Raw genomic sequence first — 15,723 nt, 5'->3', positions numbered from 1 at the left:
AGATCGACGAAATGGCCGGTTCTACTCGCGCTTTGCGGCCCGTTGGTCCGTTCGGGCCGAGACTCAGTCCAGGGCGGCCCACGACTCGATGATCTCGCGGGCGATCGAGATCGAGCCGGGCAGCAGCAGCCGGGAGTCCGACTGGCTGTTCCAGTCGCCGTGCTCCAGCGCCTCACGCACTTCGGCCCGCGTGAACCACTCGGCCTCGGCGATCTCGCCGTCGTTGAATGCGAACGGCTGCTCGGGATCGCCGATGGCATGGAACCCGACCATCAACGAGCGCGGGAACGGCCAGGGCTGACTGCCCAGATACTTGACGTCGGTGACGGCCAGCCCGATTTCCTCGGCGATCTCGCGCTGCACACAGGTCTCGAACGACTCGCCGGCTTCCACGAACCCGGCCAGCAGGGAGAACAACCGCTCGGGCCAATTCGTCTGGCGAGCCAGCACCGCCCGGTCGTGCCCGTCGTGCACCAGGCAGATGATCGCCGGGTCGATGCGCGGAAATTCTTCGTGGCCGCCCAGTACGTTCGCTCGGGCCCAGCCGCCTCTGATCGACTTGGTCGGCGCTCCGTCGATCGCGCTGAACCGGGCGTTGTCATGCCAGTTCAGCAGCGCGGTCGCAGTGGACACCAATTGAGCGCTGGCGTCGTCGAAAATCGTTCCGGCCCGGCGCAAGTCAAGCACCTCGGCCTCGGCATCATCGGGGCTCTCAAGCGCCGCGCGTACCGCCCACACGTGCCGTCCGTCGGGCAACCGCCCGAGGAACACCGCGTGTTCGTCGGGCTTGTCGCCCAGCTTGGCGGCGCTGCCGAGCACCACCTTCCCATCGGAGATCAGCACCTGATTGCGCCGGTCCACCCGCAGCAGCAAGGCGTCCTTCCACCCCGCGATCGCGGCATCGACATCGGTGCGCAGCGCATCCGCCCGGTCGGCGCCGACCCGGGACAGCAGTGGAACGTTACGAAGGGTGAAGTCGCTCATCGTTCGACTTCGGCGTTGCGGATGTAGAGCAACCGGTCCCCGGCGGTCAGTGCGTCCACCTCGGGCGCGTCGACGCGGAGCAGATGACCGTCCCGCACCACCCCAAGCACGATGTCCGACAGATGTCGCGGTGAGCCACCGAGTTCCTTGGCCTCCACCTCACGTTCGGAGATCGCGAATCCGGCATCCGGCGTCAGCAGATCCTCCACCATCTCGACCACGCTCGGGGTCTGGGTCGCGATGCCCAACAGGCGGCCGGCCGTCTCCGACGACACCACGGTCGAATCCGCACCCGACTGCCGCAGCAGATGCTGATTCTCGGCTTCCCGGGCCGAGGCGATGATCTTGGCTTTGGGCGCCACTTCGCGGGCGGTGAGCGTGACCAGCACCGCGGTGGCGTCCTTGTCGGTCGCCACCACGATGGACTTCGCGTGCTGGGCTCCCGCCAGGCGCAGCACCTCCGACTTGGTGGCGTCGCCGACCACGGTGACCAGTCCGGCGGCCCGCGCCCGATCCAAGGCCGCCGGGCTCTCGTCGACTACGACGATGTCTCCGGGTGCGACCTCGTCACCGACCATGGCAGCGACCGCGGTGCGGCCCTTGGTTCCATAGCCGACGACGATGGTGTGGTTGCGCACAGTGCTCCTCCATCGCTGAATCTTCAAGGCCTGACGCGACTGCGTGGTGAGGGTCTCGACGGTCGTGCCGATCAGCACGATCAGGAACGCGATCCGCATCGGCGTGATCACCAGCACGTTCACCAATCGCGCGCTCGGGGTGAACGGCGTGATGTCGCCGTAGCCGGTGGTCGACAGCGACACCGTCGCGTAATAGACGCAGTCCAGGAGCGACATCCGGTTCTCCTGAACGTCCCGGTAGCCGTCTCGGTCGAGATACACGACGAGGACTGCCGCGGCGAGCACCAGTAGGGCGTAGATGACTCGGCGGGCAATCCGCCGGCCAGGGCTCACGAACCGCTCTGGAATCCGCAGGATTTCAACCAAATCCGCATTCTGCCGGCTAGTCAGATTCTGCTCGATCACGGCCATCCGCCGCGCCAATCTAACCCGAGCCATGGGGACCCACTATCTGTCGAAGGCTCCGCACAGCACTATGTAACCATGACCGTCACCAATACCGCGGGGAACACCACCCCCAGCCAGGCCACCGCATATCGATTGGCAGGAATGCTCCTCGGAATCGGAACCCTGCACTTCGTCGCCCCCAAGCCGTTCGACGGCATCATTCCGGAAGAACTACCCGGCAGCCCCCGGCTGTACACGTACGCCTCGGGCGTCGTCGAAGTCGCCACCGGCGCTGCGTTGCTGGTTCCGCGCACCCGCAAGCTGGGTGCGCTGGCGGCTGTCGCGTTGTTCATCGGGGTGTTCCCCGCCAACGTCAACATGGTCCGACTGTGGTGGCCGAAGGGCTGGCCCGCCCGCATCATCGCGCTGGCCCGGCTGCCGCTGCAGGTACCGATGGTGACCCAGGCGCTCAAGGCGTACCGCAACTCACCCGGCGCGCACTAACTCCGCGAGCTCGTCGACGTCGGGTAGCTCGGCGGGTGCCACCGTCTGCCCGGCGCGGACGTAGTGGAACACCGCCCGCACCGAGTCGGTCGGCACCCCTTGGATAGCCGCCCACGCCAGTCGGTACACGGCCAGCTGAATGGCCTTGTTGCGCAAGGCATCAGGGGCGGTCGGTGGATCGCCGGTCTTCCAGTCCAGCACGGTGAAGCCGCCGTCTGGGTCAGCGAACACGGCGTCGATGCGGCCGCGGACCACACGGTCGCCGATCACCATGTCGAACGGCACCTCGACGTCGATCGGGGTTCGGGCCGCCCACTCCGACACCGCGAACGAGGCCTGTAGGTCGGCCAATTCGTCCGAGACCGCCTGACCGAGTTCGGCATCGACCGCGCCCGGCAGATCGTCGAGGTCGAACAGTCGCTCGGCCGAGAAGTACCGCTGCACCCAGTCGTGAAATGCGGTGCCCAACAGTGCCTGCGGGTCGGGCCGGCTGGGCATTCGACGCTGCATCCGTTGCAGGGCACCGGCGCGGTCGCGACCCAGGTCGACCAAGGTGCTGACCGACAGCTGAGGCGGCAGCTCGATCGGGCCACGATCGGCGAACCGCTCGCGTTCGGCCAACAGCGCATCGACGTCGGCGGCCCAACCGTGCCGATCATCGGGGTCGTGGTCCGCGACCCTGGTAGCCAATGCTCCGGTGACCAGTGCCGCCCCCCGGTCGACATCGGCCCGGCGGGCACCGGCCGGATCAATCGGCCAGGCACACTCGACCACGTTGTCGCGCAACGGGTTCACGGTGCCCTCAGCCGGTTCGAGCGCCCATTGTTCGATCTCTCCGCAGGGGTCTCCCGCCGCATCGGCGCGTTCGATGATGTCGCGGATCTCGAGCAGGAACTCGGACGGTCCTGCCGGCTTGGACGCAGTCGTGCCCCAATGATGGCCGGAGAGCAACAGGGTGTCCTCGGCGCGGGTCAGCGCGACGTAGAGCAGGCGCCGTTCCTCATCGGTGCGCCGCTGATCGAGCTTGGCCTTGTGGTCGGCGATCTTGTCCGCCAACACCTTCCGGTCGTAGACGTCCGAGGTGTCGAGCATCGGCACCCCGTGCTCGGACAGCTCGGCGCGATCACCGCGCAGCAGCGGTGGCAGATCGCCCGGGTCGGTCAGCCAGGTCCGCTGCGACGCCGTGGACGGAAACACCCGGGCGACCAGATGCGGCACCGCGACGATCTGCCACTCCAGACCCTTGGCCGCGTGCACGGTGAGAATCTGGACCCGATCCGATGCCACCGTCACCTGCGCCGGCGCCAGCCCGTTCTCCACGTCGGCGGCCGCGGTCAGGTAGGCCAGTAGCCCGACGACGGGCGCGATTCCGTCGGGGTCGCCACCCGGCCGCGCGGCATACGCGGCGACCACGTCGGCGAACGCGTCGAGATGCTCGGTCCCCCGCCAACCATCGGAAACCCCACTGATGGCACGGGTTTCGGCGTCGATGCCCAGGACCCGCCGAACTTCTGCGACCAGGTCCGGCAGCGGCTGATGCAGGTGTGCGCGCAGCTGGCTGAGCTCGGCGGCCAGCGCCAGCAGCCGGCGGTGACCCTCTGGCGAGTAACGGTCGGCCGGGCCCGGATCGCTGACCGCATCGGCCAGGCAGGCATGGTCGGCGTCGGGGGCGACCTGAGCGACTGCCTGCTCGGCGGCGGACCCGGAGGTACGCGAGGCGTCCGGCAGGTCCAATTCCGAGGCGCGCCGCCACAGCGCGGCCAGGTCTGCGGCGCCGAGCCGCCATCGCGCGCCGGTCAGCACCCGCATCGCGGCGACCCCTGAAGTGGGTTCGGCCACCAGTCGCAACATCGCGACGACGTCCGCAACCTCGGGGATCGCCAATAACCCGGCCAGGCCGACCACCTCGACCGGTACGCCACGCGCAGTCAGCGCCTCGGCGATCGATGCCGCATCGGCGTTGCGACGCACCAGAACAGCGGCCGTCGGCGCCTGTTCACCGGCAGCAACCGCACCGTGGTACCTACGCGCCAGCCGATCGGCTACCCAATCACGTTCGGCGACAACATCGTTCAACAGGGCGCACTGGATGGTGCCACGCTCGGCGCCCGGCCGCGGCAGTAGTTCGCGCACGCTCACGCTGCGGCGGCGCGCCTCGGCGGATACCTCGTTGGCCAGCTTCAGCGCCCGGGGTGGGTTGCGCCAACTGGTCCGCAGCTCCAGCGTCGGCGCCGCCGTTCCGTCCGACAGCCGGAAGTCGGTGGTGAACCGCGGCAGGTTGGTCGCCGAGGCACCGCGCCAGCCGTAGATGGACTGGATCGGATCGCCCACGGCGGTCAGGGCCAGTCCGTCATCGACGCCGCCGCCGAACAACGACGACAGGGCGACGCGCTGAGCGTGTCCGGTGTCCTGATATTCGTCGAGCAGCACCACCCGATACCGCTGCCGCAGCTGCGCGCCTACTTGCGGGAAGCGCGATGCCAACTGTGCCGCGGCGGACATCTGGGCGCCGAAGTCCATCACCTGCGCATCCCGCATCCGCTGATGCACCGCGTCGATCAGCGGTACCAACTCCGCCCGCTCGGTCTGGGTCGCCAGCAGGTTCAGCAGCCACTGATTGGGTCCGCCGCGCTGGCCCGGCCCGGCCGGCAACGCGTGGATCAGCCGCTCCAGCTCGTGGTGGGTGTCGCGCACCGCACCGGTGTCGACCAGGTGCTCGGACAGCTGGCCGGCGAGCCGCAGCACCGACTGGGTAACCGCAGCCGGCGTCTTGTCGGTCTGCAGCTGCCCCGGGAAATCGGATACGACTCGAAAGGCCAACTGCCACAACTCGGTTTCGGTCACCAGCCGGGTCGCGGGCTCGATCGGCAACAGCAGTCCGTGCTCGCGCAGCAAGGTGCCGGCGAACGCGTGGTAGGTGCTGACCGTGGCGTGCTCGTCGGCCAGCGGGGCGCCGGGCAGCAGCCCCGACCCGGCGAGGCGCGCCAGCCGGGTCCGCACCCGACGTAACAATTGCCCGGCCGCCTTCCGCGTGAAGGTCAGCCCCAGTACCTGCGACGGGGTGGCAAAGCCGTTGGCCACCAGCCACACCACCCGAGCCGCCATGGTCTCAGTCTTCCCTGCGCCGGCACCGGCGATCACCACCAAAGGCCCGGGCGGAGCGGCGATGACGGCCGCCTGCTCGTCGGTGGGAGCGAACAGCCCGAGCGCGTCTGCCAGGTCTACGGGGCTGTACATCATGCGCATCCCCCCTTCGTACCCTGCGCCGGGCACATGGCCCGCACCGGGCAGCTGGCACAGCCGTTGCCCGGCCGGGCAACGAACTGCGGGCCCGCCGTGGCCGACGCAGCCTCGGTGACCCGTTGCCGCCATTCATCGCGGGCGGACTCACCCATCGGGTCCTGCTCGCGCTCGGTGGCGCCGCTGCGCGCCGGCTTGGCCGGATAGATCAGCCGGCCGCCACCCGGCTGATCACCCTCTGGCACAACACCTTCCGCGATGGCCAGCTGGTACAGCGCGAGTTGCGCGTGCTGCTGGGCATCGGCCTTGGTGACCGGGCTCTTGCCGGTCTTGACATCTACCACCACCAAACGGCCGTCGCGGTCGCGTTCCAGCCGGTCGATACGTCCCCGCACCTGCACCTGGGGCCCGTCCGATGCGTCGGCGATCACGCCGGTGACCTCGAGCTCGGTACCGACCTCGGTCAGCTCGGCGCGGCTCTGCTGACGCCACGTCGTGAACGTGGCCAACATCTCTCGGTACCGGTCCAGTTCGTTGTCCGCGTACCAGTTCGAATCGAAAGGCAGTTGCTGCCATACCTTTTCCAATTCAATCTCCAGCTGGGACTCGCTGCGGCCCGAGTCCGCGACCAGGGCATGTACCAGCGATCCCAGTGCCGAACGCAAGTCGCGGCCGTCATTGCCGCCGTGGCGCTCCAGCATCCAGCGCAGTGGGCAGTCCGTCAGGGTCTGCACGGTTGACGGTGACAGCGTGACGGTGTGCCCGTCGCCGGACCACAGTGGCTCGGCTGTGGACAGTGGGGTGCTGGCATACCACTGAGCCGGGTCGGCGCCGGGCACGCCGGCCTCGGCCAGCCGGGCCAATTGTGCTGCCGCACAGCGCCGGTCATCCTCGTCGACGGCACCGTCCGGGGCGCACGTCACCGAACGCAACCGGCCGACCAGGGCCGACGGCGACAGAACCGCAGGGGCATGGACCAACTCGCCGGCGGTATCCACGCCGCCGGCCAACCCCGCGAGCTCCTCGCAGAAGGTCGACGGCAACAGCGCTTCGTCACCGCTGTCACTGTCCACCGCCGTCACCAGTACCCGGCTGCGGGCTCGACCCAGCGCGGCCACCAACAGCCGCCGTTCCTCGGCCAACAGCGGTGCGGTGGCCGACATGCCGCGAACGTCGCCGACACCGTCGACCACGTCGAGCAGCTGCTGGGTGCCCAGGACACCACCACGCGGAACCGTGTTGGGCCACAACCCTTCCTGCAGACCCGCGATGACCACGAAGTCCCATTCACGGCCGAGCGCGGCATGCACGCTGAGCACCGCGACTTCGTCGGCCTCGGCGCGTTCGAAGGTCGAACCCGACCAGGACAGCGCGCGGACGTGGTCCACCATGCCCGTGAGCGAAGCGGCGGCGGTACGCGCCACATACTGCTCGGCGGTATCGAACAGTGCGGTGACCGCGTCCAGGTCGGCACCGGCGGCCGCTCCGGCGGCACCGGGACGCCCGGCGGCGGCCAGCCACCGGCGCGACAGCCCACTGTGCTGCCAGGCCTGCCATAAGACGAAGCGCGGATCCTGGCCCGCGGCGGCCGACCGGCGTGCCGCGTCGAGCACCGCATGCACGCGACGTACCGGCCGGGACAGCTGGTCGGGCAGCTGCAGCACAGTGCCGGCACCCAACGCCTCGGTGAGCAGCTCACCGAACTCACGTCCGCTGCTGTCCGCCCGACGCAGGGCACGGCGCAACTGACGCAACGACACGGGGTCGACCCGGCCGATAGGACCGGTGAGCAGCGCCAGCGCCCGGTCACCGGTCAACCGGTCTGCTACGCAATCGAGCACCGTGAGCAGGGCGGCCACCGCCGGATGCTGGGCCGGAGGCGCCGTGCCGGCTTGCTGCCGCACCGGAACGCCAGCCGAGGTCAGGGCCCGGGCCAGCGCCGTCCCAGCCTGCGGCACCGACCGCACGATGACAGCCATTTGAGACCACGGCACACCATCGACCAGGTGCGCCCGGCGCAAGGCGTCGGCGATGAGCGCGGACTCGGCGTGCGGCGAACCGGCGATGCGTACCGCAAGCGACCCGGCCTGCGCGGTGTCGGCAGCGACCAGCGCCCGGGAGGCGTCCACGCCGGGCAGCCGCCCTGCCACGGCGGCGACCGCACCGGCCACGGCGGGTGCGCACCGATGGGACGCGGTCAGGACCACCGAGGGCTGATCCTCAGGGCCGTACAGCAGCGTCGGGTCAGCGCCTCGGTATCCGAAGACCGTCTGGCTCGGGTCACCGGCGATGACCGTCAGCTGCGCGCCCGCTGCCAGCACCCGCACCAGCAGGGCGGCCTGCGGATCGAGGTGCTGAGCATCGTCGACCAGCAGCAGCCGGATGCGCGAGCGCTCGGCGGCAAGTAACTCGGGGTCCAGCGCGAACGCATCCAGCGCGGCACCGACCAGTTCGGCTGCCCCCAGCGCCGGCACGGTGGCCTGCGGCGCGGCCATACCGACGGCGCTGCGCAGCAGCATCACTTGCTCATACACCTGCGCGAACCGGCCCGCGGCCACCCATTCCGGACGGCCGGCTTTGCGGCCGATACGGCGCAGGTCTGCGGCGTCGACTCCGCGTTCGGTGCAGCGGGCCAACAGGTCTCGCAGTTCAGTGGCGAACCCCGCGGTGGCCAGCGCCGGACGCAGCTGCACCGGCCAGGCCACGCCGGCGGCGTCACCGTCCTCCAGATCACCGGCGAGCAACTCGCGGATGATGCCGTCCTGCTCTGCGCTGGTGATCAATCGGGGCGGCGGGTCACCGGCGCGCTGGGCGGCCAGCCGCAGCACCGCGAACGCGTAAGAGTGCAGGGTACGCACCAGCGGTTCGCGGGTGACCTGGCCGGAATCGCCCAACAACGCCGACGTGACCGCGCCCCGTACCCGACTGCCCAACCGCGCCGAACCCGTCAGCAAGAGCACTGATTCCGGGTCGGTACCGGCCTCGATATGTGTTGCGGCGGTGCGGATCAGCAGCTCGGTCTTGCCGGTTCCGGGGCCGCCCAGCACCCGCACCACACCGCGCTGCCCGGGTTCGGTCAGGGCATTAACCGAGCCGGGCGCGGCGAGTGCGGAGTGCGGGGCGGCCATGCTCGGAATGCAATCACGGGGGTCCGACAAGTTCGGTCGTGCGCACTGCTGGCAGCATTTGGGGGGTGAGCTTGCAGGTATATCGGTACGGTCCACAGCGGCCGGCACAGATTCTGGCGATCCACGGCCTGACCGGGCACGGCCAACGGTGGGAACCACTGTCGAGCGCCCATCTGCCCGAGTACGCCATGCTGGCGCCCGATCTGCTGGGGCACGGCCGGTCATCCTGGGATGCGCCGTGGAACATCGACGCGAACGTGGCCGAATTGGCCGCACTGCTGCAGGCCCAGGCAGGCGGTCCGGTAGTGGTGGTCGGTCATTCGTTCGGTTGTGCCGTCGCTTTGAATCTTGCTGAGGCACATCCGGAATTGGTGGCGGCACTGGTGCTGCTGGATCCGGCGACCGGACTGGACGGAGCCTGGATGCGGCAGATCGCCGACGGGATGTTCGGCTCGCCGGACTATCCGGATCCTCAGCAGGCCCGCGACGAGAAGGTGCACGGCTCCTGGGGTGAGCTCGGTGCCGAGGTGATCGATCGAGAACTCGACCAGCATCTGATCGCGCTGCCGTCCGGCCGGTTCAGTTGGCGGATCAGCATGCCGGCGATGATGTCCTACTGGAGCGAACTGGCGCGACCGATCGCGTTGCCGCCGCAGGGAACTCCGACGACGTTGGTGCTGGCGAAACGGACCCGGCCGGCGTACGTGACGCCGGAGTTGTTGTCCGGCTTGCAATCGCGCCTCGGCGCCGACTTCGTGTTGACCGAATTCGACTGCGATCACATGGTGAATCTGGCGATGCCCGCCGAGACCGCCGCGGTGATCCGAAGCCATCTGGTCTGATCATGGCCGCGGTAACCGACGAACAAGTGGAGACGGTGCGGGCACTGGTCGCCTCGATACCGCCTGGCCGGGTGTCGACCTACGGCGATATCGCCGATGCCGCAGGGCTTTCCAGCCCGCGGATCGTCGGCTGGATCATGCGGACCGACTCGTCAGACCTGCCGTGGCACCGGGTGATCGGCGCGTCCGGCCGGCCGGCGCCGCATCTGGCGACGCGGCAGCTGGAGCGGTTGCGCGCCGAGGGGGTGCTGGCCGTTGACGGCCGGGTTCCATTGCGCGGCAATGATTCCGTGCGCCACCAGTTCTGATTGCGAGCTAGAGAACCAAGCGAACCAGCGCGGCGGTGCGGGCCAGACCGGGGAACGAGGAGGCCGTCGACCGCGGATGCAGCGCGTGCACGGCAAGCCGGAACATCAACGCACGCAACAACATCTGCGGCCACTCCGGCAGCGACGCCCAGCGCTCGATGAGGCCGTCGTCGGCCTCGCCCCAGGACAGCGCGTCGACGACGACGACTCCCGCCGCCCAGGTCGCCGGCCGCCAATACGGCGTGATGTCGGTGATTCCCGGTGCGGCTGTACCCGCGAAAAGCACTGTGCCGTAGAGATCTCCGTGCACCAGCTGGCTCGGATTGCGGGTTGGCTTACGCAGTGCGGCAAGTTGATTGATGAGCTCGACCGAACGCTGGCCATCGGTGGTACCGGACGACACCTGGGCGCCGGGCGGCAGCGTGTGCAGCGGCCGGTCCTCCCAGGCCGCGCGGTCCGCGGCGATGAACACGTCGACGTCACTCCACGGCACGGCCGGCGGTTGGGTCAGGAACCGCGGCCGCTCCAACTTGGCCGTCGCCTCGTGCAGTCGCACGGCCGCCGAGACGATCTCGTCATGCCGGGGCTCGGGGGTGCCGGTGACGAAAGTGTCCGCACGCCAGCCCGCGACCACGTAACGACCATCGGTCGATCGCACCGGCCGAGCCAACCGGACCCCGTCTACGAACAGCGTCTCGCGCACCTTGGCCGACCATGCTGCACGGGCGGGATCGGCCGCCATGGAGAGCACCACCTCGCCGCAGCGCCAGCCTCCCTCCCAGCTCGATCCGAGCGGAACCGGCCGAAGCCCGCTGAGGCCGAACGCCGTCAGCACATGGTCGGGGGGACGGTCGACGGTCACAGCGCACAGCCTAAGGCGTGCCTCGGCCGACTCGACGTCAGTACATCGCCATGTCGGGTTCGAGTCGCCGCGCCCACGCCACAATTCCGCCCTGCAAATGCAGCGCGTCACTGAACCCGGCTTTCTTCAGCAAAGCCAGCGCCTCAGCCGACCGAACACCGGTTTTGCAGTACAGCACCGGGGTGCGATCGGACGGCACACGGGCCAGTCCGGCCCCGGATTCGAGCGTGGACATCGGGATCAGTTCGGCGCCGGAAATGTGGTTGATCTCCCACTCGACCGGCTCGCGGACGTCGATCAGCGCGATGGGATTTCCAGAGGCGAGCATGTCCCGCAGTTCGACCGGCGTCACCGCGCTGTCCGACGCCGCGACGGCAGCTTCGTCGGACACTGCGCCGCAGAACGACTCGTAGTCGATCAGCTCGGTAACTGCCGGGGCCGCCGGATCCTTGCGAATCCCGATGGTGCGGTAGGTCATCCCCAGTGCGTCGTACATCATCAGCCGGCCCAACAGCGTCTCGCCGATGCCGGTGATCAGCTTGATGGCCTCGGTACCCATCACCGACGCAATCGAGGCGCACAGGATGCCGAGCACCCCGCCTTCCGCGCACGACGGCACCGTGCCCGGTGGCGGTGGCTCCGGGTACAGGTCGCGATAGTTCAGGCCCCGGCCATCGGGGGCGTCCTCCCAGAACACCGACACCTGGCCCTCGAAGCGGTAGATCGAGCCCCAGACGTACGGCTTGCGGGCCAGCACCGCGGCATCGTTGACCAGGTATCGCGTAGCGAAGTTATCGGTGCCGTCCAGGACCAGGTCGTACTGCTCGAACAGGCCGACGGCATTGTCGGCGTCCAGCCGGAACTCGTGCAGGTTGACCGTGACCAGCGGGTTGATCTCGGCGATGGAGTCTTTGGCACTCTGCGCCTTGGACCGGCCGATGTCGGACTGGCCGTGGATGATCTGGCGTTGCAGGTTCGATTCGTCGACGACGTCGAACTCCACGATGCCGATGGTCCCGACGCCGGCAGCAGCCAGGTACATCAGCGTCGGCGCGCCCAGGCCACCGGCGCCGATCACCAGCACGCGAGCGTTCTTCAGCCGCTTCTGCCCGTCGACCCCCAGGTTCGGAATGATCAAGTGGCGGCTGTAACGGGCCACTTCATCGTGAGTCAACTCGGCCGCTGGTTGCACCAGCGGCGGCAACGGTGTCGACACGCCAGTCTCCTTCGACGATGATCCGGCTGTCACCAATCTCAACAGGTACCGCCATTGTCATCAGCTACCGCATTCAACGGCAATCGGCCCCCGAACACTCCCGGCCCTTTCGCGGGAAAAGACACCCGGCTCAGGCGATGGGGTACGGCCAGGAGTTGAACCGGCAGGTCTTACCATCGGGCTTGACCGACTCCGGGTCGAACTTCGCATCGTCATTGTTGCTGGTCGAAAACGTCTGCTGCATCATGACCGGCGCCAAGCCACCGTTCTCACCGCACGGTTCGTGCTGGTAGTAGCCGATCGCATGGCCGACCTCGTGGTTGATGAGGTACTGCCGATACGACCCGATATCGCCCTGGAACGGCACCGCGCCGCGGACCCAACGGGCCTCGTTGATGAACACCCGAGCCTGCGGCTTACCGCCGCCGTCCGGGTGGTACGACGGGTTGTAGCAAGAGGATTCGAGTGCAATGTCATATCCGCAGCCCTCGCGGACCGTCATCGGCGAGGTCAGCGACACCCGGAAATCCGGCTTCTCCGGCGAGCTCGCGTCGACCCGGGTGAGCGCGAACCGCGGATCATGCGTCCAACTCTTCGGATTGGACAGCGTCTCGGTGACCATCCGTGCGAAGGCGTCATCGCCGCCGAAGCCGGTGGTGTCCACGCCGTCCTCGATCTCCACGGTGTACGTGAAGGACCGCAAGGTCCCCTGCCCCACCTTCGGGCTGGTCCCCGGCACCACGTGCCAGGTCTTGGCACCCTCCTCGGTGACCGTTCCCCCGTCGGGCAACACTCCCGTCGGCAGGTTGACATCGAACGACGTCAAACCCTTCGGCGGGGCTCCGACGATCGCGGTGCTCGCCGTGTCCATGGTCGGTTGCCCCACCAGTGGGCCCTGCGCCTGCACGTGGCCGGTCGGCCGGACCCCGATGGCAGCTTGGTAGACCACGACCGCCGTGATGGCGGCCAGCACCGGCAACGCGTACGCACGCCAGCCGTAGGTCGAGATGAATCGGCCCAGCCGGGACTGTTTGCGCCACTGCGGACGGTCATTGCGGTTGGCCCGAGCCTGACCGAAATCCTCTGTGACGGGGTCGCGCTGAGCGCGCAAGGGCTCACGCCATTCGTTGCGCACCACGGGGACGCGGCCGCCACCTCGCCCCGGGTCGTAGGTCACCGCACCAGAATGGCACAGAGCAGCGCCGACGCAGGTAAGGGCACGCCACCGGTCGCGTTCGCGATTACGTCGTGATCACACTGAGGACATCAGTCGATCCGCCACCCATGTCCGGTAGTAGTCTCGTCCGGATAAACTGCCGGGTCGACCGTCATGAAATGACGATCACCTAACTAATGCCGCTGACCGGCCAGCCGGTGCCGCGGCCGGCCGACTCCGGTCGGTGTGCCAGACGAATCCGGATCGAGGACGCAATGAGCGAGGTCGCCAACACCCCAGCCCGCGGAGACGCGCAATCGGCCGGCGGCGACAGTTCGCAAAGTGCGACCAACCTGAACCGTCGCGGCAACCGACTGCCCCGCGACGAGCGCCGCGGCCAGCTACTGATCGCTGCCAGTGACGTCTTCGTCGACCGCGGCTACCACGCCGCCGGCATGGACGAGATCGCGGATCGCGCCGGCGTCAGTAAACCCGTTCTGTACCAACACTTTTCATCGAAACTCGAGCTGTACCTGGCGGTGCTGCAGCGGCACGTGGAGAACCTGGTGTCAGGCGTGCGCCAGGCGCTGCGGACCACCACGAACAACCACGCTCGGGTGACCGCCGCGGTCGGGGCATTCTTCGACTTCGTCGAACACGACAGCCAGGGCTACCGCTTGATCTTCGAAAACGACTACGTCACCGAGCCGCAGGTGTCCGCGCAGGTGAAGGTCGCCACCGATTCGTGTACCGACGCGGTGTTCGAACTGATCAGCAGTGACTCGGGCCTGGAAGCGCACCGCGCGCGCATGATTGCCGTCGGCCTGGTGGCGCTCAGCGTGGATTGCGCCCGCTACTGGCTCGACAACGAGCGGCCGATCTCCAAGGAAGCCGCGGTCGAGGGGACGGTGCATTTCGCCTGGGGCGGACTGTCACACGTCCCGCTCACCCGCTCCTGACGGCTTAGGACTCGCCGGCCGCCACGCCGAAGCCCACCCGGCGCACGTCGGCGGCACCGATCTCGACATAGGCGATCTTGGCGGTCTGCACCAGGAATCGACGACCTTTCTCGTCGGTCAGCGCAAGCACACCGGCATCCTTGCCGAGCGCGTCGGTGACCAACTTCTCCACCTCTTCGGGTGACTGCCCACTGTTGAGGAACAGTTCACGCGGGCTGTCGGTGACACCGATCTTGACCTCCACGCCGACCCCTTTCAATTAGTTTTCGACGACGACATGAAGGCTAGTGGACTCCCGGGGCGACCGGCCGCCATGGTGGGCCGCAGGACGTTCGCCCTTCGCGAATCAGCTCCGCTCGCCCCGATAAATACCCAATCCCGTCGCTCCGCTCGCCCCCTCCTGACCACCAATCCCGTCGCTCCGCTCGCCCCACAAATCCGAGTCCCGACCGTTATCTGAACTCCCGCGCGTCAACCTCAGCTGTCACACAAGCCCCATTAGCATCAGGCCGGTAACTGACTACTGGAGTGGGGACAGTCACATGAGCAGGCCATACGAGCCAGAAACACCAGCCGGGGCACCGTGGGCAAACGGCAGCCGCCCGACCTATGGAACCAACCGTGGGTACGGCGACCCGGTAACCGACGAGGGCACCGGTGACGGGTCCTACGGCGGCGCCGGTTACCGGCCTTCCCAAGGCTCGTACAGCAGCAGCACGCGCTACGCCAGCACCTACAGCACCGGCGCCACCAGCGTTGCCGACCGGCCAGAGGATGCCGAAGCCGAGTACGCCGACGACGCCTACCCCGAGTACTCGGACGAGGGCTACTACGAGTACGACGAGCCGATCGACCGGCGCTGGATCTGGGTGGCCGGAATCGCCGGCGCCATCCTGCTGGTTGCAGTGATCTGCACGGTGGTGATCCTGGGTGGCGGCGACAGCGGACCGGTCACCGCGACGGTCACCCCGTCTGCCCCGACCACAAGCGCAGCCGCACCCACGACGCCGTCCGCGGTCCTTCCGACGCGGGTGGCCCCGTCCCCGGTACCGCCGAGCGCGGCCCTGGCACCCGAGACCGTCACCACCGTGACACCGTCACCGACCCCGACCGCGGCGGCAACCCCGGCTGAAGTCGCACCTCCGCTGGCCGCCGCCCCGACCGCGGCGGCCGGGCCCACGGTGACCTACCAGGTCACCGGCAACCGGCAGCTGCTGGATCTGGTCACCGTCATCTACACCGACGGGCAGGGCGCACTGCAGACCGACGTCAACGTGGCGCTGCCCTGGACCAAGTCGATCACGCTCAACCCCGGCGTCAGCCTCAGCTCGGTGACGGCCACCAGCGTCGGTGCCCAGCTCAACTGCGCGATCACCGACGGGTCGGGAACCCCGCTCGCCGCGCAGAACAACAACGCGATGATCGCTTCCTGCACCAAGTAAGCGGCAGCACCAAAAAAGCGGCGAGGATTTCCTCGCCGCTTTTTGATTCCTGGGGTG

General features: G+C 68.3%; 13 protein-coding genes. 5 read left to right on the top strand and 8 right to left on the bottom strand.

All coding sequences use genetic code 11. The features are described from left to right. Positions 1-63: 63 nt before the first annotated feature. Positions 64-984: an NAD(+) diphosphatase gene (nudC, locus tag ABIA30_RS20455; protein WP_370068738.1), complete on the bottom strand. Its 921-nt coding sequence runs from the start codon at positions 982-984 to the stop codon at positions 64-66. After that, on the bottom strand, positions 981-2,060 hold the full coding sequence (locus ABIA30_RS20450; RefSeq protein WP_370068737.1) for a TrkA family potassium uptake protein: 1,080 nt from the start codon (positions 2,058-2,060) through the stop codon (positions 981-983). Before ABIA30_RS20450 ends, nudC begins: the two co-directional genes overlap by 4 nt. 45 nt (positions 2,061-2,105) lie before the next feature. Between ABIA30_RS20450 and ABIA30_RS20445 the strand changes: the two genes are divergently transcribed. Next, complete coding sequence (locus ABIA30_RS20445; protein WP_370068735.1) at positions 2,106-2,513, top strand: hypothetical protein; 408 nt, start codon at positions 2,106-2,108, stop codon at positions 2,511-2,513. On the opposite strand, the gene ABIA30_RS20440 is transcribed toward ABIA30_RS20445, so the two are convergent. Both ABIA30_RS20440 and ABIA30_RS20435 read right to left on the bottom strand, forming a co-directional pair. Beyond that, positions 2,496-5,759: an ATP-dependent helicase gene (locus ABIA30_RS20440; protein ID WP_370068733.1), complete on the bottom strand. Its 3,264-nt coding sequence runs from the start codon at positions 5,757-5,759 to the stop codon at positions 2,496-2,498. The two genes, ABIA30_RS20445 and ABIA30_RS20440, sit on opposite strands and share 18 nt — an antisense overlap. Next, on the bottom strand, positions 5,750-8,881 hold the full coding sequence (locus ABIA30_RS20435) for an ATP-dependent helicase (protein WP_370068732.1): 3,132 nt from the start codon (positions 8,879-8,881) through the stop codon (positions 5,750-5,752). The genes ABIA30_RS20440 and ABIA30_RS20435 overlap by 10 nt, the downstream gene beginning before the upstream one ends. Before the next feature lie 65 nt (positions 8,882-8,946). On the opposite strand from ABIA30_RS20435, the gene ABIA30_RS20430 reads away from it, so the two are divergent. Together ABIA30_RS20430 and ABIA30_RS20425 are read left to right on the top strand one after the other, a co-directional pair. After that, positions 8,947-9,723, top strand: coding sequence for an alpha/beta fold hydrolase (locus ABIA30_RS20430; protein ID WP_370068730.1), 777 nt, complete (start codon positions 8,947-8,949; stop codon positions 9,721-9,723). 2 nt (positions 9,724-9,725) lie between these two features. Next, positions 9,726-10,031, top strand: coding sequence for an MGMT family protein (locus ABIA30_RS20425; protein WP_370068728.1), 306 nt, complete (start codon positions 9,726-9,728; stop codon positions 10,029-10,031). Positions 10,032-10,038: 7 nt separating this feature from the next. Here the strand turns inward: ABIA30_RS20425 and ABIA30_RS20420 are convergent, their stop codons facing one another. The 3 genes from ABIA30_RS20420 to ABIA30_RS20410 form a co-directional block, all read right to left on the bottom strand. Next, the gene (locus ABIA30_RS20420) at positions 10,039-10,893 is read right to left on the bottom strand and encodes a TIGR02569 family protein (RefSeq protein ID WP_370068726.1); all 855 of its coding nucleotides are present in this window, start codon (positions 10,891-10,893) and stop codon (positions 10,039-10,041) included. A gap of 37 nt (positions 10,894-10,930) precedes the next feature. Beyond that, on the bottom strand, positions 10,931-12,109 hold the full coding sequence (gene moeZ, locus ABIA30_RS20415; RefSeq protein ID WP_370068724.1) for an adenylyltransferase/sulfurtransferase MoeZ: 1,179 nt from the start codon (positions 12,107-12,109) through the stop codon (positions 10,931-10,933). Positions 12,110-12,239: 130 nt separating this feature from the next. Further along, positions 12,240-13,286: a DUF3152 domain-containing protein gene (locus ABIA30_RS20410; RefSeq protein ID WP_370068722.1), complete on the bottom strand. Its 1,047-nt coding sequence runs from the start codon at positions 13,284-13,286 to the stop codon at positions 12,240-12,242. A gap of 254 nt (positions 13,287-13,540) precedes the next feature. Here ABIA30_RS20410 and ABIA30_RS20405 point away from each other — a divergent pair, with 254 nt between their 5' ends. Continuing rightward, the gene (locus ABIA30_RS20405; protein ID WP_370068720.1) at positions 13,541-14,224 is read left to right on the top strand and encodes a TetR/AcrR family transcriptional regulator; all 684 of its coding nucleotides are present in this window, start codon (positions 13,541-13,543) and stop codon (positions 14,222-14,224) included. A gap of 4 nt (positions 14,225-14,228) precedes the next feature. Here ABIA30_RS20405 and ABIA30_RS20400 read toward each other — a convergent pair whose 3' ends face one another. Beyond that, a complete protein-coding gene (locus tag ABIA30_RS20400; protein ID WP_370068718.1) occupies positions 14,229-14,468 on the bottom strand; it encodes a DUF3107 domain-containing protein in 240 nt (79 codons plus the stop codon). Between the two features lie 298 nt (positions 14,469-14,766). Between ABIA30_RS20400 and ABIA30_RS20395 the strand changes: the two genes are divergently transcribed. After that, positions 14,767-15,666, top strand: a complete 900-nt coding sequence (locus ABIA30_RS20395) for a hypothetical protein (protein ID WP_370068716.1) — start codon at positions 14,767-14,769, stop codon at positions 15,664-15,666. The last annotated feature ends 57 nt before the right edge of the window (positions 15,667-15,723 follow it).

Origin of the sequence: Mycobacterium sp. MAA66 (assembly GCF_041261665.1) — a bacterium.
Taxonomy (GTDB): domain Bacteria; phylum Actinomycetota; class Actinomycetes; order Mycobacteriales; family Mycobacteriaceae; genus Mycobacterium.
This window is presented reverse-complemented; position numbering and strand designations above follow the sequence as displayed.

Bases quoted from the DNA above. Each gene is read 5' to 3' on its own strand.
- ABIA30_RS20405 (WP_370068720.1), top strand. From the start codon at position 13,541: ATGAGCGAGGTCGCCAACACCCCAGCCCGCGGAGACGCGCAATCGGCC.
- ABIA30_RS20440 (WP_370068733.1), bottom strand. From the start codon at position 5,759: ATGCGCATGATGTACAGCCCCGTAGACCTGGCAGACGCGCTCGGGCTG.
- nudC (WP_370068738.1), bottom strand. From the start codon at position 984: ATGAGCGACTTCACCCTTCGTAACGTTCCACTGCTGTCCCGGGTCGGC.
- ABIA30_RS20425 (WP_370068728.1), top strand. From the start codon at position 9,726: ATGGCCGCGGTAACCGACGAACAAGTGGAGACGGTGCGGGCACTGGTC.
- ABIA30_RS20435 (WP_370068732.1), bottom strand. From the start codon at position 8,881: ATGGCCGCCCCGCACTCCGCACTCGCCGCGCCCGGCTCGGTTAATGCC.
- ABIA30_RS20450 (WP_370068737.1), bottom strand. From the start codon at position 2,060: ATGGCTCGGGTTAGATTGGCGCGGCGGATGGCCGTGATCGAGCAGAAT.
- ABIA30_RS20395 (WP_370068716.1), top strand. From the start codon at position 14,767: ATGAGCAGGCCATACGAGCCAGAAACACCAGCCGGGGCACCGTGGGCA.
- ABIA30_RS20445 (WP_370068735.1), top strand. From the start codon at position 2,106: ATGACCGTCACCAATACCGCGGGGAACACCACCCCCAGCCAGGCCACC.